This window comes from Nakamurella sp. A5-74 (assembly GCF_040438885.1).
Lineage (GTDB): Bacteria > Actinomycetota > Actinomycetes > Mycobacteriales > Nakamurellaceae > Nakamurella.
The window spans coordinates 1,112,812-1,138,289 of record NZ_CP159218.1 but is presented as its reverse complement, the minus strand read 5'-3'; the positions used below and the strand labels follow the sequence as shown (position 1 = coordinate 1,138,289).

Below are 25,478 nucleotides of genomic sequence, written 5' to 3'. Positions count from 1 at the left end.
CATTCACTCGACGTCACCGTTGTGCCGGAACCACTGATCGGTTCCCGGTCCGGCGCCCACGTCCACCGCGTCGTTCGACGGAACGGCACGCCGGCGGTCCTCAAGATCACCCTGGCTGCGGACGGTGAGGACCGCGCGGCCGCCGAACGGGAGTGTGCGTTCTACCGCGACGTCGCCCCGATGGTGTCACTCCTGACCCCGACCTTGCTCGACTCCCATCGGGATGCGATCAGCATTGCGATGCTGCTGACCGCGCACCACCGGCTGCTGCCTGCGGTGCACTGGGCGCGCGGCGTGTGGCTGACGCTCGCCGCGGATCTCGCTGCCCTGCACGACATTCCGTTCCCGTCCGGCAGCCAGTGGCGGCGGAACGTGGATCCGTCGGCGGGAATCGATCGATCGGCCGCGCGGTCGTACTGGAGCGGCGTCGCTACCGCCGAACTGCTGGTGAGCATCATCGACGACCCCGCCGCGCTCCTGGCCGAGACCGACCGTCAGGAGAGAGCTGTTTCGGTCATGGTGACTGCCACACCGAGAACCTGCTGGTCGACGGCAGCTCGTTGATCTGGATCGACTGGCAACAGGCCGGAACCGTCCAGCCGGCGCACGAGCTCGCGTTCCCGTCGGTGCGAGCCACTCCGGAAGGAGCGGTGCTTCCGCTCACCGAGATGGTCGAGCTCTACGCAGCCCGTCGCCAACTCGATCCGGTCGCACTCGCCCGCTCGGTGCTGGCTGCTGAGCTCATGATCTTCCTCTTCGCCTGGCCGAGCTACGCAGGATCCATCACCGCCGAAGGCCGGGAGCTGGTCCATCGACGAGTCACGAGCCTGGCTGCAGGCTGGCTCGACCTCCGTCCCCGCGCACGGTGAGCCAGTCGTCGTGCTTGCGGCCGGGGTGGCCTCAGCCCAGGAACGACTGGACAGCCGCGGCGAACAGCGGTGAGTCGCTGAGTGAGTAGTGCGTCAGCCCCGGCAGGATCGCCAGGGCGTGACCGCCCTCCGGCCGGCCCTCGTTCATCCAGCCGCCGTCCCGCTGTCCGCCGTCGAGCAGCGCGAACACCTCGACGAAGTGGGACGGCGGGCACAGGTCGGCGTCCGCGGCGACGATCAGGGTCGGCATCGTCAGGGACCGGATCTGCTCGGTGAAGTCGAAGTCCTGCATCATCCAGGCGCCGAGCTTGTCGAGCAGCCCTGGAAAATCCTCCGGACGCGGTGCGTCCCGTTGGTAGCTCTGGTACATCGGGGTCTCCGTCATGAACGCCGCGGCCGCGCCGTTCACCTGCTCCTGCTGCGCGAGGATCTCCGGGTAGGTCGCGGAGCGGCGGATACCGGCGGAGGCAAGGACGAGCTTGCCGACCGCCTGCGGATGCCGCGCGGCGAGCTGCAGCGCGACGCCGCCGCCGATGGAGAAGCCGACCACGTCCGGGTGCCGAAGACCGAGGTGCTCGATCAAGGCGGCGATGTCGTCGGCCATCGCCCCCAGATCCATCGGCCGGTCGATGTCCGCGGTCCGGCCGTGACCCTGCAGGTCGGGCAGGATCACCCGGTGGTGCTCGGCCAGGGCCGTCAGCACCGGTCCGAACATCTCGCCGGAACCGAGCCCGCCGTGCAACAGCACCAGGGGGCGGCCTTCACCGTGCTCCTCGACGTACAGCTCGATGCCGTTCACCGCCATGTAGCTGCCGGATCCGGTGGTGCTGCGGGTGCGTGGTGCGCTCATGACGTGCTCCTCGATCAAGTGGGAACGTGTTGACACCGTGTGGACGACGCGACGAAGCAGAACTGATCGGTCCCGGCGGTTGATCACTGCTGGATCAACTTGTGCTGGCCCGAGTCCATCGGCAGCACGAGTGCTCTGAGCCAGGGATTCCGGTGCCGGGCGGTGCACAACCTGACAAAATTTCTATTATCGGCGATGTCTACGGTGCACTTATGGTGATGCTCTGATGGTGAGCGGGTGCAGGGACCCGCTAGTGCGAGGATCGGCGGAGCTTTCGCACAAGCCGAGCGAACCATCCTGCTGGCGCAACGTCGCGCTCTTCCTTGACGGCACGACGGTCAGCGGTGCGTGCACGCGCTGCCTGACGAGGATCGAGCTGGGCGTGCCAATCCACTTCGCCGCGCGCGATGAAGTAGTGCGAGTTGCAAGGCAGCCCAGTTGCGGCGACCGATGGAAGCAACGAGATTTCCCCGTCGAAGATCACCTTGTACCTTGCTGGTGAAAGTTTGGTGACCACTTCCCTGCCACAGCCACATGGACAGATGTGCCCTGCTGTCGAGAACCTGCTCGAGATATACAGGAAGCCAGGTGCCAGCGGCATCGGAAACGATTCGACGAACTCAGCGACGTAGCGCTTCGTCGGGTTCACTCGGCATCCCCGTTCCGCATCTCGTTGAGGAACAGCTTGTAGACAACCTCGGTCGCTGAGGTGTGGGTGGCATAGAACCCCAGCCAGCGTTTCCACTGAATTACGGCGAGCAAGGCGTTGAGCGCATTCAGATCGGCGACCTGGATGTTGGTGCTGTAGTCGTCCTCGCCGGGCGCAACGGCTGCCTTTGTTGGCAGTTTGATGGTGCTGTCCGGTAGGTGCATTGTCAGCTTGACGAGCCCAGTCAGGCCGGCGTCGCCTTGGCTGATACCCATCCCGACGTCGATGAACGGGATGCGGTGATCGCGCAGCCACGCCATGATGCTGGGGCGCTCGCTGGCATCGGCTGCCGCAAGGAAGACGAACGTTGCACCCTCGAGGAGGTGCAGGTTGTCCATCGTCAGTGGCTCGGGATACGCCTTGATGCCGGTGTGCATGCGCGAGTACTCCTCGGCGAAGTACTCTGCCTTGTTTCTTTGGGCTTGCAGGGTCGCCAGTGCGGCAGCACCGGGTGCGCGAAAGGCGTTGTGATTCTCAAATTCGTCACCGTCGATCAGGATGATGCGGTCGACCCACGTCTTGGCGACCTGATCGAGGATGTAGCTGCCGGTGCCGCCCAGGCCGACGATGCCGACCGTATGGCTGCGAAAGAGGTTGTTCAGGGTGGTCAGGCCTGCTCGTGTGGTGTTCGTGTCGCGGTAGACCAGTGGCAACTCGTCCTCGACGATCTGGAACGCCGCTCCTGGCGTGGCGGTCGCGGCTGAGTCGACGTGCCGCGCGGCGTCGCGGAGGATGTGGGCGTAGTGCCGAACCTTCTCGTACAGGCCGGGGTAGGTGCCACTGGCTGGCTTGAACGACAGCATGAAGTCGACGGTCAGGCCGTCTCCGACGTCACGCGGCTGGGGGGTGCCAAGGGACATGCCGCGTTCGTCGCGCGGCTCCTGGCCCGCGAACCAGATGGTGTGATCGCCGATCGCGTCGGTCACCGTCCCTGTGCTGTCGTTGATCGGCAGGACGAGTTGGCCGTCGTGTTGCAGACCGCTCGGTGCGAGGTACGGAACGCGGCGGACGACTAGTGTCGCGTTTCTGAAGTTGCTTGATGGTTGGCCTTTCGGAGGATCTGCTCGGTGGTCTTGGTCCAGACGAAGGGGTGTTTGCGGTCGTTCCAGCCGGTGATGAACTGCCGGATCTTCGCGTTGAGGTCCTTCACGCTGGTGAAGATCCCGCGGCGGATGGCCTGCTTGTCGATGATCCCGAACCACACCTCGACAAGGTTCAGCCACGACCCGGACGTCGGGGTGAAGTGCAGGTGGAATCGTGGGTGCTTTTCCAGCCATGTCTTCACCTCCGGGGTCTTGTGAGTTGCGTAGTTGTCCATCACGAGGTGCAGTTCCTGCTCGGGGTAGGCGCGGTCGAGCTGGCGCAGGAACGCCAGGAACTCCTGCCGGCGGTGCTTCGGCTTCACCGCCCCGGTGATCTGCCCGGTCGCGACTTCCAGCGCCGCGAACAGGGTTGTCGTGCCATGGCGTTTGTAGTCGTGCGTGCGCTTCTCCGCATCGCCCACCCGGACCGGAAGCATCGGTGCGGTCCGGTCCAACGCCTGGATCTGGGACTTCTCATCCACACACAACACGACAGCGTTTTCCGGCGGCGCCAGGTAGAGACCAACGACGTCGGTGACCTTGCCGACAAGCTCCGGATCGGTGGAGAACTTGAACGTCTCAGATCGCCAGGGTTGCACCCCGAAAGTCCGCCAGGCCCGCGCGACCGTCGCGTTCCCGATGTTCAGGTGTCCCGCCAACAGCCGGGACGACCAATGGGTCACCCCGTACTTCTTCGGCGGCGGCGTCAACGTCGCTGCGATGATCCGCTGATTATCGACCTGCTTGGGTCGCCCCGCACGAGGAGCATCCAGCAGACCAGTCAGACCGGTTGCGGCATAACGGCTGCGCCACTTCCACACCGTCGTCGTCGTTGATCCGACCTCGATCGCGATCCGCGCATTCGCGACCCCGTCCGCCGCAAGCAACACGATCCGGGCCCGCAACACCAACCCCGCACGCATCGCCGTCGAACGCGTCCACGACACCAACTTGTCCCGATCGCCGTCCCAGAGCACCAACGGCGGGGCTGGAGAATTTGCCATACCCGATTCTCTCAGCCCAGCAACCATTTAGGAACTAACGACACGCGACACTAGATGTCCATTACGGAGCACCAGGTCGTAGCCGTCCGCGTAGAGCCGAGCGATCGGGTCGTCAGGACCGGTTGGCAGGTTCGACATCGAAGACCATCCCGTCCTTGACGTGGACACTCCCGCCAGGACGGAGCGACTTGTCACTGCCATGACCACGGCTGTACTCGACTGTGGTGCCCGCCGGGTCGTAGGGCTGGCCGGGGAAGGCAAGCTCCACAACCTGTTCGAAGGTGATGTCCTTGTCCGCCCACTCGTGCGAGCGCGTGTTGACGATGAACGTCTCGTACTTCGTCTTGCCCTTGTCCCGTGATGTCTCGACTGCAGTCATCTCATACTCCGATCCCCCGGCCGGGCCGGGACTTGGTGACTCACTTTTGGTTCACTGCGTCGAGTTTAAGACATTGCGCGTCGACTTTCAAGCAGTGCGCCGAAGGTGCAACACTGGCACGCACGGTAGAGGAGACCTATGACAAGAACGAAGGTTGACGTCGGCAGCCTGTACGCAACGCTCGACGCCGAACGCACAGCACGCGGGCTGTCCTGGCGGCAGCTGGCCAAGGAGATCGGCGTCAGCCCGTCGCTGCTCTCACGGCTCGGCAATGACTTGCGCCCAGACGCGGATGGGTTCGCAACGTTGGTCCGCTGGCTGAACATCCCGGCCGAGCAATTTATGACCGACGCGAGCGGTGCGCGAGCGGAGCAAGCTGAGCCCGATCTGCTCACGCAGCTCGCGCCGCTTCTTAGAGCGCGCCACGACCTCGACAAACGAGATATCGCGTACCTGGAGGATGTCATCCGCGCGACGGTTCGACACGCTCAAGCAACGCGTGAGGCCTCTGAGTGAGTAACAAGCGCGGCTACAACAAGGCCGCATGCAAGCGGCTTGCTGCTGAGCTGCGTACCGAGATCAACCTCCATCCGATGGAAGCTCTCGACCCGTGGCAGCTCGCTGAGCTGTACGGCATCCGTGTCTTCGCCCTCGGTTCGCTGCCAATTGATAGTGCGGTCCGCGAGCACTTCATCGTCAGCCGGCCCGAGGTGTTCTCGGGCGCACTCGTGCCGTTCGGTACCGGCGCCGTGATCGTCGAGAATGACGGGCACGAGTTGGTCCGGCGGCGATCGACGATGGGTCATGAACTGGCGCATGTCTTTGGCGAGCACAAGTTCGGCACCAGCCTCGTGAACGAACGCGGGTGCCGGCTTGCCGACCAGGTCCAAGAGGGGGAGGCATCTGAGATTGCCAGCGAGCTGCTCCTCCCGTTCGAGGCAGCAAAGCTACTTGCGCGACGGAGCGCAACCGACAACGAGGTCGCGATGCAGTTCGGCGTCAGTGTCGAGCTCGCCCGGTGGCGCATGCACGCGACCGGCGCGCGGTTGATCGCAGAGCGCAGAGCCTCCTCTTACCGGCGCGCCTCCGGCTCTTAATCCCAGTCACCCTGCGTGTCAGGCTGAGGTGAGGCCAGTGGTTCATTGCAAGTCCGCCTGACGCAGGGCGAGATCTAGAGGTTCGAAGTGACGGAAACATCGATGGTCCAGGATGAAACGATGTCTACTCCTGGTCCGCGTGAGGGTGGTCCTCGACGTCGTCGGGCGTTCACCCCCGCCGAGAAACTGCAGCACCTGGCCGGCTATGAGCAAGCCCGTGAGGGCGGTGAGGGCGGCGGTGGGGCGTATCTGCGGGAGCAGGGCATCTACTCCTCTCAGATCACCGCGTGGCGGCAGCTGCGCGACTCAGGGGTGCTGGCCGGTAAGCAGGCCGGCGAGAAAGTTGCCCGACCTACGGCTGATCAGCTCGAGATCGCGAGGTTGACGCGGGATCTGGAGGCCGCCCGGCGGCGGTTGGCGACCACGGATGCGGCGCTGAGCATCATGGGAAAAGCACACGCGCTCTTGGAGCAGATCTCCGAGAGCGCGGACATCGCCGATCAGCAACGCAAACGTTGAGATCGACCCATCAGGACCTGATCGGGGCCGGTGTGTCCACCCGGCGGGCAGCAGCTTTGACCGGGCTGCCCCGCTCCACTCAGGACCGCCTGACCCGCCTGACGCGACTGGAAGTGGTTGCGGCACCGAGCGATCCGGCCGGGGCGGGTCGCCGTCCGGTGAACCGGCTGACCGACGCGGAGCAGCTCCAGGTCCTCGGGGTCCTCAACAGCGACCGGTTCGCCGACAAGCCGCCCACACAGGTGTACGCGATCTTGCTGGCGGAGGGCACGTATCTGTGTTCGATCGCCACGATGTACCGGATCCTGAACCGGAACGCGCAGGTCAAGGACCGGCGCCGACAAGCGACCCACCCGGCACGGAAGGTCCCGGAACTGCTCGCGACGGGACCGCAGCAGGTGTACTCCTGGGACATCACGAAACTGAAAGGCCCGGTGCGGGGCAAGTATTTCGACTGTTACGTGATGATCGACATCTACGCCCGGATGATCGTCGGGGCGCACGTGCACCACACCGAAACCGCTGAGCTGGCTAAGGATCTGATGGACGAGGTGTTCGGCATCCAAGGTGTTCCGCACGTCGTACACGCCGATCGGGGCACGTCGATGACCAGCAAGAGCGTAGCGGCGCTGCTGGATGATCTGGAAGTCACCAGGTCCCATTCCCGGCCCAGGGTGTCCAACGACAACCCCTACTCGGAGGCCTGGAACAAGACACTGAAGTACGCGCCGGTGTTCCCGGAACAGTTCACCTCACCGCACGCCGCGCGGGAGTTCATCGCTGAGTTCGTCGACTACTACAACCACGACCACCGCCACAGCGGGATCGGACTGCACACCCCCGCCGACGTCCACTACGGCCTCGCCCCAGCCGCGGCCCGACAACGATCCGAAACGCTCACCGCGGCCCGCGGTCGGCACCCCAGCCGCTTCGCGACCGACCGAGACCCGAAGATCCTCGACCTGCCCGCGGCCGCCTGGATCAACGAACCCAAGAAACCCGAGGAGACCACCGCAGCCTGAAACTCAACACCCGCTGGCCTCACCCGGCTTGACAACTTCCGCATCCCGGTCGTGACCTGACGTAGCGATCATTATCGGCTATTGACTGAAGTGTGAGTATGAGTCGCTGCTGTGCGCCACCGACGTCGCTTCTGCGATGAGATGTGGGACCCGAATTGCCGGGCCCGTCGACACGGCCGATGGCGGCCGGCCGCCGCAGCAGCCGTTAAGAACGGGTGCTGCTGTTCCGGCGGCCGCTCGGCGGGAAACGCTCGTGACTGGCCCCATGGCCCGGCCGTTGGTGGTGGCGAGAACATCGCATTGAAGATCCCGGAAACCGCACGGCAATGTCCTACGAGACACTAGCGAGCAGGTGTTGAGCTGGCCCGCCGATTCTCGCGGCCTTGAAAACCCCTTCGTCCAGCAACGACCTGAGCCCGAACAGTGACGAGCCTTGTTCAATCACCGGCAGAAGCTGGTTGGTTAGAATCGCAGCCAACGCTACGACACGATCAATGTCAGGGACCGCGCAGTCCAGGTCCAAGAGCTGATCAAGCCGCTCCGCATCCGCGCCCAGCAAGGACCCTAGCCGTAGCCGGATGTGACACTTGTTCTCCTTGGGGTAGCGTTCGTCGCCGAGCCCACGCAGCCAAAATGCTTGATTAAAGTAGTAACTGGGGCCGTACTGGGACTTCTGAAGGTTTGACACCGAGATGACCTCGTCATTAGTTCGGTACCAGGACCCGGACCGCTTCTCGAGCCCCGAAACCTTGCCCCAGTTGTCAACCGCTTGCTGGACAACGTTGCGTACGCTCATGGCCCATCATAGGTAACTACGCGCCCGCTGAACGGCGTCCCAGGGGACTCCTTGTTGAGTTGATCGACGTACCTTTGCACCTGCCGGGTGCCCGTACGGATAGCCCGAGGGTTGTTCGGCTTGAGTTCCAACACTTCCCGTGTCTCGAAGTTCACGGCGTCGGCTCGCAGCCCATTCTGTAGGGTAACCTCGCGCTCGAACCCGGGACCGTAGTCGTACGCCTTGTGCATCATCCGCCCATACGCGGTCGCCGACGTTTCGCCATTGGTAGCAATATCGGGCGGGGTTTCTGCGACTGCATCCTCGCCGACACACGGCACAGAACTTTCGGCCCCTGCTTCCTCGCCGGCGGCTAGCTCTCCGCCAACTTCTGCGCCTGCCTCGACCCCTGCTTCGATCCCGGCCTCGACGCCCGCGGTGTCGACCGCTGCGCCCGCTATCGCGACGCCGCCGGCGACCTCTTCGGGTATTGCGGCGCCGAAGGTGATCACTGCGACAGCTACGCCTCCGACAGCGATTCCAGCCCAGCACCAGAATCCGCAGAGTCCTTGGGTGTCGGTGTCGTTGAGGGGATTCCCGCGCACGTAGGCGTAGGGGGTGCCGGTCATCGCGAGCGCGGGGTCGCGGGTCAGGAACTGTGCCGTCGAGGGGTCGTAGTAGCGGGCGTGCAGGAACAGCAGGCCGGTCTCGTCGTCGAGGTACTGGCCCGTGTACTGCAGCGGCGTGTTCGCTGTCCCCGTGTGGGTGGCGACGCCGTATGGGGTGTAGGCGTAGGTGCCCGCGATCGCACCGGTGCCCGTGGGAGGGTTGGTGAGCAGCGCTCGGGTGGAGCCGACCTGGTCGTGGACGTAGTAGTAGGTGCCCGCGGTGGTGCCGTCGGTCTGCTCGAACGGCAGACCGTCTGGCCCGTAGATCCACGCGGTACCGAGGGCGAAGTTGTTGCTGGCAGGGTTGGTGAACGCTTGCAGGAGTTGCTGGCCGGAGTTGATGAAGACCGTTGTCGTCGAGCCGACGGTCTTGCTCGTCCGAGTCCCATCACCGGCGTAGGTGTAGCCACCGCTCCCGGCGGGGGTCGCTGCAGTTGTGAGGCGCCCGACCTGGTCGTAGCTGTAGGTGGAGCCTGCACCGGTCGAGGGAGTGGACGCGGTGCGCTGCCCGACACCATCGAATGTGTAGCTGGTGGCGCCGGCGGGTGGTGCGTTGCAGGTTGGATTTGCCGTTGGCGAGGCGGCCGACCAGCATTCCTGTCCTGCGGCGTCAAAGGTCTGCGTCAGAGTTCCGACGGTCGCCGGCTGGTCAGCCGCGTCCATTGCGAAGGCAGCCGTTCCACCGGAGCCCGCGACACCGCCGGAGGTCCCGGAGAGTTGCTGGCGTGGGCTGTAGGTGAACGTCTGCGCCGAGCCGTTGACGGTCTGCGACGCGAGCTGGCCGGTGTTGTCCCGGCTGTAGCCGAGTGTGTACAGCGCTGGTCCGCCGGCGGTGGGTGCCGCGGTAGTGCCGGTGTTCTGGCTGGCGGCGTTGAAGGTGTTGGTGACCTTGACCCCATCGGGATAGGTAGTGCTGGTCAGGCTGCCGTTGGGGTCGTAGCCGAAGGTGGTGTTCTTGCCGAACAGATCGCTGATCGCAGTGATGCGTCCGGCTCCGTCGATGGTGCGGGTGACGGGGTTTGTCCAAGTGGCGTACTTGATCTTGGTGAGCTGACCGCTGTCGTCGTAGGTGTAGTAAGTGCTGGCGCCGACGCTGGCTGCCTCGGAGATGACGTTGCCATAAATATTGTAGGAGTCGCTGGTGGTGCCGGTGCCGTCGGTCATGGTGAGCCGTCGGCCGTCGGCATCGTAGGTGTAGCTCGCCCCTTGGGTCGTTCCGTCGCTATGGGAGACGGCGGTGAGCTGTCCTGCAGCGTCTCGGGTCATGGTGGTGTCGCGACCTGCAGGGTCGGTGAGCTTGGTCAGCATGCCGGCGGGGTCGATGGTGGCTGTGGTGGTGCGTCCGAGCGGGTCAGTGGAGGTGACTGCTCGACCTTGCCCGTCGTAGCTGTAGGACGAGACGGCGCCGAGTCCGTTGACCGTGTCCTTGATGGTCGAGTCAGGGTTGAAGTGGATGGTGGTGGCGGTGTTGTCGGCTGCGGTACTTGTGGTGGGACGGTCGCCGGCGTCGTAAGCGATGGTGGTCGTGTGCTGATTGCCGTCCGTGGTGGTGATCTGGTTGCCGTTGGCGTCGTAGGTGGCAGACGCAGTGTGGCCCAGCGCGTCGATGATCGAGAGGACCTGCCCGTATTTGTTGTACGTGTAGGTGGTGCATCCGTTCTTGGGTGGGACGCAGCCCGGGCTGGTGCCGGCAGCGGTGCCATTGGGATCCACGGCTGAGGTCAGTTGGCCGATGGTGTTGTATCCGGCTTGGGCCTTGTTGCCGTCCGGGTCGGTCGCGCTTGTTTGGTCGCCGTATGCGTCGTAGGTGTAGGTGGTTGTGTTAGCGAGCGGATCGGTGCTCGCGGTGAGATCCGCCGGGTGTGCCGGATCTGTGTAGGAGTAGGTGGCGGTGCGGGCGGCGTTGTCGCTGGCGGTGTCTGGGTCTGTGCCAGCGGTGGTGACGGTGGTGGAGGTGAGCTGGTACGCCGGCGCGGCAGACTGAGGTTGATCGGTGATGTAGCCGGCGACGTCGATGGCGATGTTGGTGCCGTTGGCGCCGGTGTTGCGGATCTGGATCTTGCCGTCGCTGCCCAGCGGGACGATCACCAGCGTCGACATGCCGACACCAGTGGTGTAGTTCAGCGCTGCGACGCCGGGCTCGGTGGCGCCGTTGGCCCACGCTCGCAGTGTGCCGCTGCCCTGCGGTGCGATGGCCGACATCGTCACCGCGACCGCGGAGGCCCCGTCGGTGGGGATGCCGCCGCGACCGGCGACCTGCAACGTAATGGCGGCGCCTCCGGCCACCACTCCTTGGTTGCCGCCGTTGCTGTTACGGGTATCCAACACACGCGTCGGATCAACCGCCTCGTATGTTCCTGCGGCGGTGGGGTCACCGGCGCGGATGTAGCCGGCGACGTCGATGGCGATGTTGGTGCCGTTGGCGCCGGTGTTGCGGATCTGGATCTTGCCGTCGCTGCCCAGCGGGACGATCACCAGCGTCGACATGCCGACACCAGTGGTGTAGTTCAGCGCTGCGACGCCGGGCTCGGTGGCGCCGTTGGCCCACGCTCGCAGTGTGCCGCTGCCCTGCGGTGCGATGGCCGACATCGTCACCGCGACCGCGGAGGCCCCGTCGGTGGGGATGCCGCCGCGACCGGCGACCTGCAACGTAATGGCGGCGCCTCCGGCCACCACTCCTTGGTTGCCGCCGTTGCTGTTACGGGTATCCAACACACGCGTCGGATCAACCGCCTCGTATGTTCCTGCGGCGGTGGGGTCACCGGCGCGGATGTAGCCGGCGACGTCGATGGCGATGTTGGTGCCGTTGGCGCCGGTGTTGCGGATCTGGATCTTGCCGTCGCTGCCCAGCGGGACGATCACCAGCGTCGACATGCCGACACCAGTGGTGTAGTTCAGCGCTGCGACGCCGGGCTCGGTGGCGCCGTTGGCCCACGCTCGCAGTGTGCCGCTGCCCTGCGGTGCGATGGCCGACATCGTCACCGCGACCGCGGAGGCCCCGTCGGTGGGGATGCCGCCGCGACCGGCGACCTGCAACGTAATGGCGGCGCCTCCGGCCACCACTCCTTGGTTGCCGCCGTTGCTGTTACGGGTATCCAACACACGCGTGGGATCAACCGCCTGATACGTGCCTGGGCCTTCTGGATCTGCGTAAGTGTGCCGTGTTTCGGTGCCGGTGGCGTCGACAGTGGACAGCAGGTTGTGTTGGTCGTCGTAGGTCCAGGAGGTCACGTAGCCGAGCGCGTTGGACGCTGAGGTGCGGTTGCCGTGGTCGTCGTAGGTGAAGGTCTGGGTGTGACCGTCGGGGTCGGACATCGTCGAGATGCCGAGGCTGAGTGGGTCGTAGGTGTAGGTCCAGGTGCCGGCGTCGGGGGTGTTGTAGCCCTTGATCTCGGTGGTCAGCAGCCCGTTGGCGTAGGTGTCGAGGGTCTTGTGACCGGCAGAGTCCGTAACGAGGGTTTGACCGGCCTGCAGCGATGGGCTGGTGGACGGACCGTACGCGAAGGTCGTCGTGCCGGCGTTGGGGTCAGTTTGGGTCAGGACCCGGTCACCGCTGTCGTAAGTCATCGACATGGCACCGGAACCCGCTCCGCCACCGGCGGTGTAGTTCTTCGGGGTGCGCATCCAGGAGATCTCGTGCCCGGCTGTGTACCCGTACGTTTCGCGGTCGTTGCTAGCCGCTGTCGGGGTTCGGGTGGTGGCGACGCCGTAGACGTCGGTGAGATCGGCTGCGGCGCTGTAGGTGTAGGAGACCTCGCGTCCGCCGGAGTCCTTGACGTCGGTGATGTGTCCGCCGCTCCAGGTGAACGTCTCGGTGCGACCCGCCGGGTCGGTGACAGTGATGAGCTGGCCAGAAGCGTTGTAGGCCATCGTGGTCCAGTACGCAGGCGTAGCGGACACACCAGCGCGGGTAGTTTCGGCAGTCAACCTGCCGGTGGTGGCGTCGAAGGTGAAGAACGCTTGACCGGATCGCGTGAAGGTGTAGGTGCTGCCCGTCTTGGTCAGGGTGGCATCGAATCGAGGGGCGGTCGGCGTGTAGTTGCCTGCGGAAAGGGCGAAGGTGACCTGGGAGTGGTCTTCCTGGGTGATGGTCACCGCACCGGAGGAGGCGTTGGTCCTGGCGCTCATGTCGTAGTTGAACGTCCAGCCGTAGCCGAATGGACCGTTCGCTGCGAGGGTTTTGTTGGGTCCGTTGGGATCTGCGATGGACCCCGCGTAGGAGCGGGTCACACTCAGCGGCATACCGCGGCCGGGGGTCGCCAAGTCGGTGAAGGAGTCACTGTAGAAGCCGGTGGACGTGTCGACGGGGTCGCCGGCGGTGCGCTTCGCGCATCCACACTGCAGCCAGGCAGGATTGGAACCCTTAGGTTCGTCCTGAACGGTTGGCGGACCACCGATGGGCACCCCGGGGGTACCACCTTGCGGGACGAACGCGACCGCATCCCACGCGACGTCATAGTCGAAGGCGTCGTGCTGATCGGCAGGTTCGGTGACAGCGGATTGGTTGGTCAGCACCACCGATCCGCCGTTCTGCATCGCGAACGTGCCGATCGTTGCCCAAGTATCGGCGCCGAAGCGCTGGTTCACACGAATCTTCCAGGGTGCCGCACCGCCACCGGGATTGATCGTGTAGATCACGTCGGTGGCGGTGGCGCCGATGGACGGGAAATGCACCTTGATCTTGTAGTACTGCAAGGAGGGCAAGGTGGGGGTCCAGGTGCCGGTGTTGATCAGTGCCTGGTTGGCGCCGGATTCGGTGTGGGAGAACCAGATGTGCCCGCCCAGTCCAACACCGACCTGGTGGGTGTCGATCACGCCGACCGGGTCGCCGGCCGCGTTGGTGCCGGGTGTCAACGCGAAGGTGCCGCCTTGGGACCAGTTCGGGTTGGTGCAGCCCTGGAGATTGCGGGGTGGCGAGGTTTCGTCGTCAACGACGATGGCGGTGGTGTCGACCTTGGAATGGTCGACGGTGCAAGCGATCGGATTCTTGTTGGGGTTAGGCGGTTCCGTGGAACCTGCTCCGTACTCATAGGGGCTGGTGGCGCAGGTGGTGGCGCAGGTGCTGATCCACGTGACGGGCTTGTGCCACCAGCACTCGAAGTCGTCGAACATGCAATGGGTCGCGCCAGGGTTTGAGGTGTTGGTGGCGTTCGGATCGCAGTTGTCGTCAGCGAGCGTGCAGAACGTGTAGAAGGACGGGATCTGCAGCCAGTCCTGCCCGGACGCATACGTCGGTTTCGAGTAGGACTTCGCGCCGTACTTCACGATCGGGGTGCCCATCCATCCCATGACCCGTTCCTGGTATGGCCAGTTGCCGGGGTGTGCTGCGTCCGCGTAGGTGTAGGCCAGGTACAGGCCGCGGCTGGGCGGATAGTCCGCGTTCGCTGGGTTGTTCGTCCACCCCAGACCCCAGTTGTTGTGATCGCCAACACAGGTTGGTCCCGGTGTGCATCCGGTGGGGTTGTACTTCCCTCCGGGCTGGACGCCGGCGTTGTAGGCCCAGGCGGAGTAGTACCAGTTCTCCAGCTTTGACGGGTCGCCGTTGTTGGCGATGATGCCGGCCGAGTACAGCTGGTTCCATTTGCCCTCGAGGATCTGAAGACCTGCTGCGATGTCTTCTTGGTAGTCCACCGCGATCTTCACCTGCGCGGCCGAGGACAGTGTGGTGTCCCCCGCGTGCATGCCATCGGTGACTTGACCGATGCCGTAACCGCAGTCGGCGGTCGCGTAGTCGATGGACACGATGTCGCCGTGCGCGCCGTAGTAGTCGGCGATCAGCGGATCACCCGCGTTGCCGGCGGGGGCGTGCGAGGAAGCCTGAGAGTAGTTGGACTCCTGCGCCATGATCGCGTTGTAGACACTCCGCGGCACCGTCGATGCTGACACCGCTGCGGGATGTAACAAAGCGATCGCGGGGAAGTCGGTGTTGGGCGAGTAGGCGGCCAGTCCGTAGCCGTTCCAGTTCGCCGGCCGGGTCGAGGTTGACCCCTTCAGTAGGTTCTGCTCGGCCATCTGGGATGCCCAGTTCACCTGAGCTGGGTTGGGCTGCATCACCTGTCGGTTCACATCACCTCGTGGCACCGCGCACCGCGGCGTCTGAGACGAGGCTGCAGCCGTAGCGCTCGTGCCATCCGACGTGGTTGAGTCCGACGAGCTCGTCCGCCCTGCGGGACTCGGCGATGAGGATCCCTTCGCTGAACCGGCGGGTTGCAGCAGCGATCCAGTCGCAGCCGTCAACGCGGCGGCTTCGGCCTTCGCGTCCGCCGCAACACCCGGCGGAACCTGCGCGGCGACCGCCGTGGTGGCCGCAATCGAACCGCTCGACGTGGTCGCCGCCGACACCCCGGACGCAGCGGGGGATGGTGCCGCGGATGTCTGGGGCACCGCCGCAAGGTGACCAGAGGCAACTGCCAACGACTGCTGCGAACCGGCCACGGCATCACCCGCCGACGGAGCGGACCCACCCGTCGAGGGCGCGTCGCCCACCGCGAGGGTGCCCGCTGTGGACATGGCCGACACTCCGGCCGGCAGCTTGGTGGTGTCAACCACCTTCACGCCGGCGGCTGAGACAGCCGTCTTGTCAGAGGACGTGAGACCGGCCGCGGTGACGTGACCCGAACGGCCCGCGAACAGCCGCAGGCGGGTCCTTGGACCGGACCCGACCTTCGAGACCTTCCCGCCACGCGCCGACCATGCCGACGCAGAATCACCGCCCTCAGTCGACAGGAACGCCACCGATCCAGCATCTGCAGGCACCAGCCCGTAGACCTGCCCCGTCGCCTTGGCTGCGATCTTGAGCTTCCCAGCGGCTGAAACACTCACCACATCCGAGCCCGCTGCACCCATCAAACCCACCGACGTGGCGACGGCCGAGGTCACTTGGCCGGCGACGGTCACTGAGCTCGTCACCTTCGCCGAGGCCAGATCGACAGACGACAACACGGTCCGGGCGGACGGCGTTCCCTGCACACCTGTGTCAGAGGTGAACACGGCAACATCGCCGGTGCCGCAAGAGGGTGAGAAGTACTTGTAGCCAACACCGGTCAGCAGCGGCGTCACCTTTCCCGACGCCACCGATACCTCGAAGGCAAAGGCTCCATGGTTGCGTCCCGCGTCGAGATTCACCGATGAGGCCGGCAGCACCGCGGCAGCCACGTACTTTCCATCGGCCGACACGCACTGGTAGCCCACCCACGACTGCGCATCCAGGCCGGCCGGACGTAGCACCGCGATCTCACGCCAGCCCGCGACCGAGCCCAGCTGCAAGTGGTAGCCGGCTGCATCACCCCACCCGTCGACCAACACATCCGACAGATCGGGCGCACCGTTGTCAGCAACAGCTGAAGTGGCTGCCACCTCCGGCACCGGAGAGCCAGCCACGGGCACCGCGGGACTCTGCGCGTCTGCGACCGGCTGAACCAGCGCAACCACGAGCGTCGCCGCGCAGGTCGCAGCGACCACGCCACGCACTCGACCACTCACACGACGACGCCACCCGCGCATAATGCTCTCCCACCGATCACCGCCTCAGGTGAAGCCAACCATCGACTCCCCTCCTGGCGTACAGGACGTTTGAGTCAACTCGCGCGGATGACAACGACCCCCGAGACCGACCACCCGGAAAGTTACCAGCAGCAACCATTGAGCGATGGGACTGTTCAGGTGAAGGTTTGTCGCACTTTCAGTGACTGACAGCCACCGGGGCACGACACTCCGCGCACCGGGGGCCGACATTTCAAGTGCAGGGTCGATGGGAAGCGGGCTGCGGGCACTGTCGAGCTGGCCTTGTTGCAGGCCGGCGAAAGTTTCACGGTTCCGGCACTCGGTCTCTGCTCGTTGTAGTGAGCCGAGAAACGCGATCACAGTGCGGAAGCTCACCCAGGACCGCAGGAATCACGTCAGCCTGGTCGCTGCTGGTGGGGAAGCCGTTCTTGCAGGTGGTGCCTGGCGGGTGTTCGGGTGTCGCCTTCCTGGCAGCCTTTGAAGGTGCCGTCCGGGTGGGCGAGGACGGCCATGTGGGTGTCGGCGTGTTCGCGCCACCACAGGGACATGCCCAGGGCCGGGTCTAGGCGTAAGTGTTCCCAGGTTCGCCACCGGACATAACGTCCATTATCGGCAAACCATCGCGGACACGTCTTTCGCCAGCTCCGCCTTCTCTTGATTGCGCGCGGCCTCGCCCTGGGGTGCTGTGAGAGGCAACGTGGTCTTCCAGCCGAGTGCCATGGGGTCTTGGTTGAAGCAAGCTCCAGCATCCGCTCGACGATGCCTTGGTAGTGACCGTTGATCTGGACTGGCATCGTGGTATCTTAGAGACGTAAACGGACACCATCGCTCGGTCCTCGCGTCCTTGCCATGAAGTCCGTTCTTTCGACCGGTGGGCGTCTCAGCGGGCAACCGCAGAGGCGCCCACTGTGCTTTGTCGACGCCCTCAGCGCTACCGGAGCCGCGTCACGCCACCGCTCGTCAAGCTGGATCGCGGCAGGTCAGATGCCGTTGGTCCACTCGTGGTCCGGCTTGTTGCCTACGACAAAATGCTCGTCACCGCAGACGGCACAGGCGTCGTCATCCGATTGAAAGTGGCCGTGAGGATCCAACTCGTCGGCATCTGCTTCCTCGCCGCAGATTGAACAAGATTCGCTTGCCATCTTTCCCCTCCGAGGTTGCTACACCTGCTCCGCTTGCGCGAGATGGATGCACGGGTGCGCTCGCCTCGCAGGAGTCTGTACTACTCGAACGCCGCAGCGGCGCCAATCGTTCCGACCGGTTCGAGCCGGATGCCAGCGACCTACTACCTGTACTGCAAACGATCGTTCGCGTTACAACCTTCGTCGCCACCCGTCGACGCAGGTCGCAATGTCAAGCAACCCGTGTAGACGCCAATGTCACGCACTCGGGGGTTTGCGTTGCAGTCCAGGCATGCGCATCGGCTGCGGCAAAATCTTCACGGGCGGCCGACACCCCGAAGCACGGCAGACCCAGATGCTCAGCCCAGCAGCAGGTTCGCCAGGGTGTAGATCACCAGGCCGGCCAGCGAACCGACCACCGTGCCGTTGATCCGGATGAACTGCAGGTCCCGCCCGATCTGCAGCTCTATCTTGCGGCTGGTGGCCACTCCGTCCCAGCGGGCGATCGTCTCGTCGATGATGCCGGTGATGGAGCGCGCGTGGTTGGCCGCGACCCATCCAGCAGCGTCGCTGACGTAGCCGTCGAGCCGCTGGGCCGTGCTGCCACCCTCCTCGAGGGTGCGACCGAACCGGACCACCGAGTCCACCGCGGAGTGGCGCAACGGGGACTGCGGATTCTGAACCTGTTGCAGCAGAGCATCTTTCGCTCCGGCCCACAGCTGCGCGGCCAGGCCACGGAGCTGCTCGTTGTCCAGCACGCGTTCCTTGATCGCGTCGGCCCTGTCCATCGTCCTGGGATCGTGCTGCAGATCATCCGAGAACTCGATCAGGAAGCGGTCGATCGCCTTCCGCAGGTCGTGGTCCTTGTCGTCCCGCACCGCCCGGGCGAAACCTTCCACCTCGTCGTAGATGCGATCCGCCACCACCTTGTCCAGGAACTTGGGCGTCCAGCCGGGCGATCGCTCGGTGACCACCCTGGACACCATGGAGTAGTTGTCCTGCACCCAGCCGTGACACCGGTCGACGAGGAAGTCCACCAGCGGGTGGTGTTCGCCGCGGGCGAAGACGTCGCCGGTGATCCTGCCGAGCACCGGTCCGATCCGGGTCTCGGTGATCTTGTCACGGGCGATCCCGGCGAGCAGGTCGATGATCCGGTCGTCGGCCAGCACGGTGGAGAGGGATCCGAGCGCTTTCGCCGCCTCGGCGACCAGTCGCTCCGCCGATTCCGGCCGGGCCAGCCACCCGCCCGCGCGTCCGGCGACGCCGAAGCCGGCCAGCTTCTCCCGCACCACCGTCTCGGACAGGAAGTTCGTCGCCACGAACTCGCTGAGCGACGATCCGATGGCGTCCTTGCCCTTCGGGATGATCGCGGTGTGCGGGATCTTCAGCCCGAGCGGATGCCGGAACAGCGCGGTGACGGCGAACCAGTCGGCCAGTGCACCGACCATGCCGGCCTCCGCGGCCGCCCGCACGTAGCCCCAGGCCGGATGGTGGTCCTGCAGCAACCAGGCGACGACGAAGATCACGGCCATCACCCCGAGCAGGCCGGTGGCGAACAGCTTCATCTTCACCAGCGCGGTGCGCCGGATCTCGTCGGCCGGGCTGAGATCGGTCAGAGCGCCGGGCGATGGGAGGGCGGTACCGGCCCGTTGAATGGTCACTCGTGCATTGTGCCCAGCAGAATGGATCTCATGAGCTCTCCGCTGGTACAGCGTCTCCGCCCGTTCACCGAGACGATCTTCGCCGAGATGTCCGCGCTGGCCTCCAGGACCGGCGCGATCAACCTCGGCCAGGGCTTCCCGGACACCGACGGGCCCGCCGCGATGCTGGACATCGCCCGGATGAGCATCGCGACCGGCGTGAACCAGTACCCGCCCGGGCCGGGCATTCCGGCGCTGCGTCAGGCCATCAGCGCGAGCCGGGCGGCCGACCACGGGCAGCAGTTCGACCCGGACACCGACGTGCTCGTCACCACCGGCGCCACCGAGGCGATCGCGGCGGCGATGCTCGCGTTCGTCGAACCCGGCGACGAGGTGATCGCCCTGGAGCCGTTCTACGACTCCTACCAGGCCTGCATCGCGATGGCCCAGGGCGTGCTCCGGCCGGTGCGGCTGCGGCAGGCGGAGCCGGGTGGCCGGTTCGCCCTCGACCCCGCCGAACTCGCCGCGGCCGTCGGGCCGAGGACGAAGCTGCTGCTGATCAACTCGCCGCACAACCCCACCGGCACCGTCCTGGAGGCAGCCGAACTGCAGGCAATCGCGACGCTTGCGATCGAGCGCGACCTGATCGTCGTCACCGACGAGGTGTACGAGCACCTCACCTACTCGGGCGCCGTGCACACCCCGCTGGGCACCCTGCCGGGGATGGCCGAACGCACCGTGACGATCTCCAGCGCCGGCAAGTCGTTCAACGTCACCGGCTGGAAGATCGGTTGGGCCTGCGGTCCGGCTCCGCTGGTCGCGGCCGTGCGGGCTGCCAAACAATTCCTGACGTACGTCTCCGGCGCCCCTTTCCAGCCGGCGGTCGCGCACGCGCTGATGCACGAACAGCAGTGGGTGGCGAACCTGCGCAGCGAGCTCGAATCCCGCCGCGACCTGCTGTGTGCTGGCCTTTCGCGGGCGGGGTTCGTCGTCACCCGCCCCCAGGGCACCTACTTCGTGGTCGCCGATTTCCGCCCGCTGCTCGCACCGGGCGAACAGCTGGACGGCACTGCCTTCTGCTGGTCGTTGCCCGATCGATGCGGCGTCGTCGCGGTCCCCCAGCAGGTCTTCTACGCCGACCAGAGCGCCGGCGCCCATCTGATCAGGTTCGCCTTCTGCAAGCAGGTGGCCGTGATCGACGCCGCGGTCGCGAACCTCTCACGGCCGGTGGAAGGATCGCAGGCATGACTGCTGCCACCCCGGACACCGCACACCCCGACGTCTCAGCCCGGATCTCCGCCCTGCTGGCCGACTCCCCCGTCTTCGATGGTCACAACGATCTGCCCTGGGCGCTGCGGAAGACCGGCTACGACCTCGAGGCCACCGACATCTCGATCTCCCAGCCGCAGCTGCACACCGACATCCCACGGTTGCGGGCCGGCGGCGTCGGTGCACAGTTCTGGTCGGTCTTCGTCCCCGGCACCCTGTCCGGTCCGGAGTCGGTGAGCGCCACCCTCGAGCAGATCGACTGCGTCCAGCGTTTCATCGCGCGGTACCCGGAGACGTTCGCGTTCGCCAGGACCGCGACCGATGTGCGCGCCGCCTGGGCGAGCGGCCGGATCGCCTCGTTGATGGGCGCCGAGGGCGGTCACTCGATCGACGAGTCGCTCGCCGTGCTGCGGGTGCTCCGCAGGCTCGGCGTCGCGTACATGACTCTCACCCACAACCAGAACGTGCCGTGGGCCGACAGCGCCACCGATGTCGAGACGGTGGGCGGGCTCAACGATTTCGGCCGCGAGGTCGTCGCCGAGATGAACCGCGTCGGGATGCTCGTGGACATCTCCCACGTGGCCCCGGTGACGATGCGAGCCGCGCTGGCCGCCTCCCGGACGCCGGTGATCTTCTCCCACTCCTCCTGCCGCGCCCTCTGCGATCACGTCCGCGACGCACCTGACGACGTGCTGGAGACGTTGGCGGCGAACAACGGCGTCATCATGCTGACCTTCGTGCCCGGTTTCGTCAGTCAGGAATGCGCGGACCACGGTGCGCTGGCCAAGGAGCAACGGGCCCGGCTGGGACTGCCCGCGCCGTGGGACGAGGTCGAGTCCGATCCCGTCGCCCAGGCCGAGTTCGACACCTGGCAGGCGGCGCACCCAGAGCCGAGAGCCACCCTCGTCCAGGTCGCAGATCACGTCGAGCACGCCAGGGAGGTCGCCGGCGCTGCCCACCTGGGTCTCGGCGGTGACTACGACGGTGTCGACGTCCTTCCGGAGGGCCTGCAGGACGTCTCGTGCTATCCGGCGCTGCTGACCGAGCTGGCCGACCGCGGCTGGTCGGACACCGAGCTGGCCGGGCTCACCAGTGGCAACATCCTGCGGGTCCTGCAGGACGCCGAGGACGCCGCCGAGCCCGGTTTCGGCAGCCGCTGAGCACCGGTTCCCTGACGCGGGCAGCCCGGCGACCGGTAGCTTTCGGATCATGACTTCTCTGCACGCCGCGCGCGGTCGTCGACATGTGCGCACCGCGTCGATCGCTGCGCTGCTGCTGCTGGTCGCGGGGTGCGGATCGGTGGTGTCCGGGGTGGCCGTCCAGGACAGCTCGGTGGCCCCCGTCGAGGGCGGCACCGAAGCCCCGTCCGGCCTCAAGGAAGGCGCACCGAAGCCGACCATCGAGGCGAACGACTCCTCGCCCTCGAACAAGTACGACGTGCTGGCGCTCTCGACGATCGAGGATCTGTACACCTTCTACTCAACCGAGATGCCGAAGGCATTCGACAAGAAGTTCACCCCGGCGAAGGTGCTGCAGTCCTACGACTCGACGGCGTCGTCCGCCAAGTTCTGTGGGCGCAGCGTCAAGGGTCAGGTCAACGCGTTCTACTCCTCGCAGTGCGACGGCATCGCCTGGGACCGCGGCGAGCTGATGCCGACGCTGGAGAAGGATGTCGGCATCCTCAGCGTGCCCACCGTGCTGGCACACGAGATGGGCCACCTGGTCCAGAACCGACTGGGGGTTCCCCGCACCTCGGTGATCCTGCTCGAGCAGCAGGCCGACTGCTACGCCGGTGCCTACTGGCGGTGGGTGTCGGAGGGCAACTCGAAGTACTTCACCTTCTCCCCGACGTCGGGAATGCGCGGCATGTTGGCTGCGCTGCAGTACGTCGCCGACCCGGCGGGGGTGACCAAGGAGACCGCAGGTGCGCACGGTTCGGCCTTCGACCGGGTCTTCGCCGCCACCCTGGGTTTCACCGACGGAGCCAAGCGGTGCAACACCATCACCCAGGAGGAGATCGACCAGCGCATCAAGCAGAGCGGCTTCTCCCAGATCCCGAAGAAGAACGGGAACCTGGACGTCTCCGACGAGCTGATCGCCGATGTGGGGAAGACCCTCGACATCTACTTCGGCCAGACCGTGCCCGGGTACCAGGCGCCGGCGCTGACGAAGTTCGACGGCGAGAGCGCACCGGCATGCTCCGGCGTCGCGCAGGCCGGACCGGTGGTCTTCTGCCCGGCCACCAGGACCATCTCCTACAACCTCACGCAGTTGCAGGAGATCGGGAAGCCGTCGGGAAGCTGGTCCGTGGCCAAGGGCGACTTCAGCGCCATGATCCTGCTCGCGTCCCGGTACGCGATCGCAGCGCTCTCCGGCAGCGGTGTCCGTGTCGACGCACCCGCCGGCGGGCTGGAGGCACTCTGCTACGCAGGCACCTGGGCCAACTGGCTCCGCGAGCCGCAGGGACCCAAGAACCTGGCGCTGACCCCGAACGACCTCGACAAGGCGGTGCTGCAGGTGATCACTTCGCCGTTGGCCGCCAGTGACGTCAGCGGCACGTCGTCGGGCAGCGTGCTGGCCCAGATCCAGTCGTTCAACATCGGGGTCGTCTACGACATCCGCGCCTGCTTCGACTTCTACAGCAACCAGGACGGGTGATGTCCCACCCGCCGCAGGGCCCGTGGAACCCCACCGACCGGCCGGAGGGCCATCGGGTGAAAGGCGGCCGGCAGGGCGGATCCGACAAACATCGCACCGTCCAGCGCCCCTGGTCGCAGGACCACTCGGTGACCGAGCAGGCCAGGGCACTGGCGGTCGCCGACAAGTTCGACGATGCGGCGGCCATGCTGCGGCCGTATCTGCGCTCGGAGCCGACCGACGTCGAGGCCCGGCTGGTGCTCGCCTGGTCGCTGATCGGCGGCAAGGACTACGAGTCGGCGCTCGCGGAGCTGGAGACCGTGCGCCCGCTGGCACCTGGGCACCCGCAGCGCCTGCACCTGCTCGCCGTCGCGTCCTCGCTCTCCGGACGACACGACGAGGCCGTCGCCGCGGCGGGGACCCTGCACGAACTCCGGCCGCACGATCCCGAGCTGGACATCCTGCTGCGCTCCGTCACCGCCGATGCCGCCCGCGCGCACCGCAGGCCCGACCACGAGGTCGGCGACCGCAATTGGACGCGCCTGGCGCGGGTGAGCATCGCATTGTGGGCCGTGCTGTTCGTGACCGCGCGGGTACGTCTGTTGCTGTCGGGCGATGTGCCGACCTGGGGCCGCGCCACTGGTCTGATCGGGGTACTCGTCACGGTCGTCGTCTGGGTCGTCCAGCTGCGCGGCGCGCCCCGCGGTGTGCTGCGGGAGCTCGGTTCCGGCCTCCGTCGACCGATGTTCGCGTTCGGGACACTGACCCACGTTGCGGCGTTGATCCTGTTGGGCTGCACCGCGTTCAGCTCGACGCACGAGTATCCGGGGATGATCACCGCCGCCATCATCGCGGCCGGGCTGTCGGCGCTGGCGATCCTGGGGCACTTCGTCCTGGTGTTCCGGCGTGCAGCAGCGCAGGAGTCCGGACTCGGTTCCTGACTGCTCGGCTCACGGACCTGGGATGCGCCAACTCATCACGGTCTGCCCGCTGTCGTCGACCGGGGTCAGGGCGCCGGCCGTGGGCGCGGAGTCGAAGCCGATCAGCCCACCCACGCTCGTCTCCTTCGGCAGCACCTCGAGGTCGCGCCCGATCGGCCTGCCGTCCGCGGCGGTCCCGGTCAGGCCGTCGGCGCGACCGGCGCGCGGCGTGAACCGCCACTGGGGCGGCGCGCACCCGGATACCACCGCTGTCCGGATGCAGCTTCGCCCACGCCGAACCGGACGACCATGCCGGTGCAACGTCCAGCATCACCAGACCCCCGTTGACCATCGCGTTGCCGACCGCCGGATCGTCGGCGCCGAACCAGGTCACCTTTGCCCGTTCAGCCCAGCCAACCGCTGGTCGGCGGCCGCAGTCCCTGGTTGCGGGTGGAGCCCAGCCGGTGCGGGGCCGACCCCAGGGGTCTCATCTGCCCGCCGGTGTCCGTGGGAGTCGGTCCCGGCTGGCACTGCGGACAGTAGAACGCCGGCCGTTGGGTGGGCGGCGTACCCACCGGCGCGACCCGCACGATGGTGCCGCAGCGACGGCACGGCCGACCCGATCGCGCATGCACGAACGAGGTCTCCCGCGGACGGGTGTCTCCCGTCGTGTTGGGGATCATCTGTTCAGCGCCCCGCAGGAGCTGCCGCCGCGCGGTGTCCATCACGAGTCCCGCGTCGACCTCGCCGGCCGGCACCCAGGGCGAGAGGTGTTGCACGAACAGGGCTTCGGCCATGTAGAACGTCCCGATGCCGGCGGTGATGCGCTGGTCGAGCAGCGCCTCACCGATCGGGATGTCCGGCGCCGCGGCCAGCCGGGCCGCTGCCTCTTCGCGGCCCGTCCGGCCGGACCGGCGCCAGGTCCCCTCGGTCCAGTCGTCGGCCATCACGTCCGGACCGAGACGCCCCAGCCAGTCGTGCTCCCGGTCGGTGGGCAGCACGTCGAGCATGCCGAGCAGATTGCCCAGCGCTGTCCAGTTCTCGGTGCCGAGCACCGCACGAATCCGATGCGCACCGTGGCCGGGGACCCGCTCGGTGGCCGGTCGGATCCGCCAACTGCCGTCCATCCGCAGATGGGAGTGCACGGTGGCGGGGCCCTGCGGTCCGGTCGGAAACCGCACCTCTGGACGGTCGGGAGCGGGTCCGAGCCTGGTCAGGACGTGTTTGCCGTACGACCGACTGCCCAGCACCTCACGTCCGGTGAGATGGATCTCCCCGAGCCGCCCCCAGCGCAGTTCCGCCACCGTCAACACGTCACCGGTGAGCGCACGGTCGAGCCCGCGTGCGGTCCGCAGCACCGTGTCACCCTCGGGCACGGCCGCCTCCTCTGCGGCCACGGTCCCGCATCGCGCGC

Annotated in this window: 17 protein-coding genes and 3 pseudogenes; 9 read left to right on the top strand and 11 right to left on the bottom strand. The window is 66.3% G+C overall.

Annotation, left to right across the window (positions count from 1 at the left end):
- Positions 1 to 152: 152 nt before the first annotated feature.
- Together ABLG96_RS05205 and ABLG96_RS05200 are read left to right on the top strand one after the other, a co-directional pair.
- Positions 153 to 560: pseudogene (locus ABLG96_RS05205) on the top strand (hypothetical protein); the annotation flags it as partial.
- On the top strand, positions 561 to 869 hold the full coding sequence (locus ABLG96_RS05200; RefSeq protein ID WP_353651634.1) for a hypothetical protein: 309 nt from the start codon (positions 561 to 563) through the stop codon (positions 867 to 869). It abuts the pseudogene before it with no gap.
- Between the two features lie 31 nt (positions 870 to 900).
- Here the strand turns inward: ABLG96_RS05200 and ABLG96_RS05195 are convergent, their stop codons facing one another.
- The 5 genes from ABLG96_RS05195 to ABLG96_RS05175 form a co-directional block, all read right to left on the bottom strand.
- The gene (locus ABLG96_RS05195; protein WP_353650329.1) at positions 901 to 1,719 is read right to left on the bottom strand and encodes an alpha/beta hydrolase; all 819 of its coding nucleotides are present in this window, start codon (positions 1,717 to 1,719) and stop codon (positions 901 to 903) included.
- Positions 1,720 to 1,969: 250 nt separating this feature from the next.
- Positions 1,970 to 2,320, bottom strand: a complete 351-nt coding sequence (locus tag ABLG96_RS05190) for a DUF6527 family protein (RefSeq protein ID WP_353651386.1) — start codon at positions 2,318 to 2,320, stop codon at positions 1,970 to 1,972.
- Positions 2,321 to 2,364: 44 nt separating this feature from the next.
- Positions 2,365 to 3,405 (bottom strand): DUF6791 domain-containing protein, encoded by a 1,041-nt coding sequence (locus ABLG96_RS05185; RefSeq protein WP_353651385.1) that lies wholly within the window; start codon positions 3,403 to 3,405, stop codon positions 2,365 to 2,367.
- Positions 3,406 to 3,440: 35 nt separating this feature from the next.
- On the bottom strand, positions 3,441 to 4,514 hold the full coding sequence (locus tag ABLG96_RS05180; protein WP_353648229.1) for an IS630 family transposase: 1,074 nt from the start codon (positions 4,512 to 4,514) through the stop codon (positions 3,441 to 3,443).
- Between the two features lie 112 nt (positions 4,515 to 4,626).
- Positions 4,627 to 4,893: a multiubiquitin domain-containing protein gene (locus ABLG96_RS05175; RefSeq protein WP_353650328.1), complete on the bottom strand. Its 267-nt coding sequence runs from the start codon at positions 4,891 to 4,893 to the stop codon at positions 4,627 to 4,629.
- Positions 4,894 to 5,031: 138 nt separating this feature from the next.
- Between ABLG96_RS05175 and ABLG96_RS05170 the strand changes: the two genes are divergently transcribed.
- From ABLG96_RS05170 to ABLG96_RS05160, 3 genes and pseudogenes are all read left to right on the top strand, one after another.
- A complete protein-coding gene (locus tag ABLG96_RS05170) occupies positions 5,032 to 5,409 on the top strand; it encodes a helix-turn-helix domain-containing protein (protein ID WP_353650327.1) in 378 nt (125 codons plus the stop codon).
- Entirely contained in the window at positions 5,406 to 5,990 is a 585-nt protein-coding gene (locus ABLG96_RS05165; RefSeq protein ID WP_353650326.1) for an ImmA/IrrE family metallo-endopeptidase, read from the top strand. Before ABLG96_RS05170 ends, ABLG96_RS05165 begins: the two co-directional genes overlap by 4 nt.
- A 120-nt stretch (positions 5,991 to 6,110) precedes the next feature.
- Positions 6,111 to 7,531 (top strand): annotated as a pseudogene (locus tag ABLG96_RS05160) (IS3 family transposase).
- Positions 7,532 to 7,862: 331 nt separating this feature from the next.
- On the opposite strand, the gene ABLG96_RS05155 reads toward ABLG96_RS05160, so the two are convergent.
- The 4 genes and pseudogenes from ABLG96_RS05155 to ABLG96_RS05140 all read right to left on the bottom strand — a co-directional run bounded on the left by ABLG96_RS05155 (position 7,863) and on the right by ABLG96_RS05140 (position 19,259).
- Positions 7,863 to 8,327 carry a DUF4304 domain-containing protein gene (locus ABLG96_RS05155; protein ID WP_353650325.1) on the bottom strand — a complete coding sequence of 155 codons (465 nt, stop codon included), beginning with the start codon at positions 8,325 to 8,327 and terminating at the stop codon, positions 7,863 to 7,865.
- A complete protein-coding gene (locus ABLG96_RS05150; protein WP_353650324.1) occupies positions 8,324 to 16,330 on the bottom strand; it encodes an RHS repeat-associated core domain-containing protein in 8,007 nt (2,668 codons plus the stop codon). The genes ABLG96_RS05155 and ABLG96_RS05150 overlap by 4 nt, the downstream gene beginning before the upstream one ends.
- A gap of 542 nt (positions 16,331 to 16,872) precedes the next feature.
- Positions 16,873 to 17,067: pseudogene (locus ABLG96_RS05145) on the bottom strand (DUF4913 domain-containing protein); the annotation flags it as partial.
- 890 nt (positions 17,068 to 17,957) lie between these two features.
- Positions 17,958 to 19,259: a DUF445 domain-containing protein gene (locus ABLG96_RS05140; protein ID WP_353650323.1), complete on the bottom strand. Its 1,302-nt coding sequence runs from the start codon at positions 19,257 to 19,259 to the stop codon at positions 17,958 to 17,960.
- Between the two features lie 30 nt (positions 19,260 to 19,289).
- On the opposite strand from ABLG96_RS05140, the gene ABLG96_RS05135 reads away from it, so the two are divergent.
- Genes ABLG96_RS05135 through ABLG96_RS05120 form a run of 4 tightly spaced genes read left to right on the top strand, consistent with a single transcriptional unit; the run spans position 19,290 to position 24,085 of the window.
- Positions 19,290 to 20,486 (top strand): pyridoxal phosphate-dependent aminotransferase, encoded by a 1,197-nt coding sequence (locus tag ABLG96_RS05135; RefSeq protein WP_353650322.1) that lies wholly within the window; start codon positions 19,290 to 19,292, stop codon positions 20,484 to 20,486.
- Positions 20,483 to 21,667 carry a dipeptidase gene (locus ABLG96_RS05130; protein ID WP_353650321.1) on the top strand — a complete coding sequence of 395 codons (1,185 nt, stop codon included), beginning with the start codon at positions 20,483 to 20,485 and terminating at the stop codon, positions 21,665 to 21,667. Before ABLG96_RS05135 ends, ABLG96_RS05130 begins: the two co-directional genes overlap by 4 nt.
- 49 nt (positions 21,668 to 21,716) lie before the next feature.
- Positions 21,717 to 23,165, top strand: a complete 1,449-nt coding sequence (locus tag ABLG96_RS05125) for a hypothetical protein (RefSeq protein WP_353650320.1) — start codon at positions 21,717 to 21,719, stop codon at positions 23,163 to 23,165.
- Complete coding sequence (locus tag ABLG96_RS05120) at positions 23,165 to 24,085, top strand: tetratricopeptide repeat protein (RefSeq protein ID WP_353650319.1); 921 nt, start codon at positions 23,165 to 23,167, stop codon at positions 24,083 to 24,085. The genes ABLG96_RS05125 and ABLG96_RS05120 overlap by 1 nt, the downstream gene beginning before the upstream one ends.
- Before the next feature lie 9 nt (positions 24,086 to 24,094).
- Here the strand turns inward: ABLG96_RS05120 and ABLG96_RS05115 are convergent, their stop codons facing one another.
- Entirely contained in the window at positions 24,095 to 24,331 is a 237-nt protein-coding gene (locus tag ABLG96_RS05115; RefSeq protein ID WP_353650318.1) for a hypothetical protein, read from the bottom strand.
- A 137-nt stretch (positions 24,332 to 24,468) separates the two neighbouring features.
- Positions 24,469 to 25,440 carry a DNA-formamidopyrimidine glycosylase family protein gene (locus tag ABLG96_RS05110; protein WP_353650317.1) on the bottom strand — a complete coding sequence of 324 codons (972 nt, stop codon included), beginning with the start codon at positions 25,438 to 25,440 and terminating at the stop codon, positions 24,469 to 24,471.
- Positions 25,441 to 25,478 lie beyond the last annotated feature (38 nt).

Bases quoted from the DNA above. Each gene is read 5' to 3' on its own strand.
- ABLG96_RS05195 (WP_353650329.1), bottom strand. From the start codon at position 1,719: ATGAGCGCACCACGCACCCGCAGCACCACCGGATCCGGCAGCTACATG.
- ABLG96_RS05190 (WP_353651386.1), bottom strand. From the start codon at position 2,320: ATGCCGCTGGCACCTGGCTTCCTGTATATCTCGAGCAGGTTCTCGACA.
- ABLG96_RS05180 (WP_353648229.1), bottom strand. From the start codon at position 4,514: ATGGCAAATTCTCCAGCCCCGCCGTTGGTGCTCTGGGACGGCGATCGG.
- ABLG96_RS05175 (WP_353650328.1), bottom strand. From the start codon at position 4,893: ATGACTGCAGTCGAGACATCACGGGACAAGGGCAAGACGAAGTACGAG.
- ABLG96_RS05170 (WP_353650327.1), top strand. From the start codon at position 5,032: ATGACAAGAACGAAGGTTGACGTCGGCAGCCTGTACGCAACGCTCGAC.
- ABLG96_RS05155 (WP_353650325.1), bottom strand. From the start codon at position 8,327: ATGAGCGTACGCAACGTTGTCCAGCAAGCGGTTGACAACTGGGGCAAG.
- ABLG96_RS05135 (WP_353650322.1), top strand. From the start codon at position 19,290: ATGAGCTCTCCGCTGGTACAGCGTCTCCGCCCGTTCACCGAGACGATC.
- ABLG96_RS05130 (WP_353650321.1), top strand. From the start codon at position 20,483: ATGACTGCTGCCACCCCGGACACCGCACACCCCGACGTCTCAGCCCGG.
- ABLG96_RS05125 (WP_353650320.1), top strand. From the start codon at position 21,717: ATGACTTCTCTGCACGCCGCGCGCGGTCGTCGACATGTGCGCACCGCG.
- ABLG96_RS05120 (WP_353650319.1), top strand. From the start codon at position 23,165: ATGTCCCACCCGCCGCAGGGCCCGTGGAACCCCACCGACCGGCCGGAG.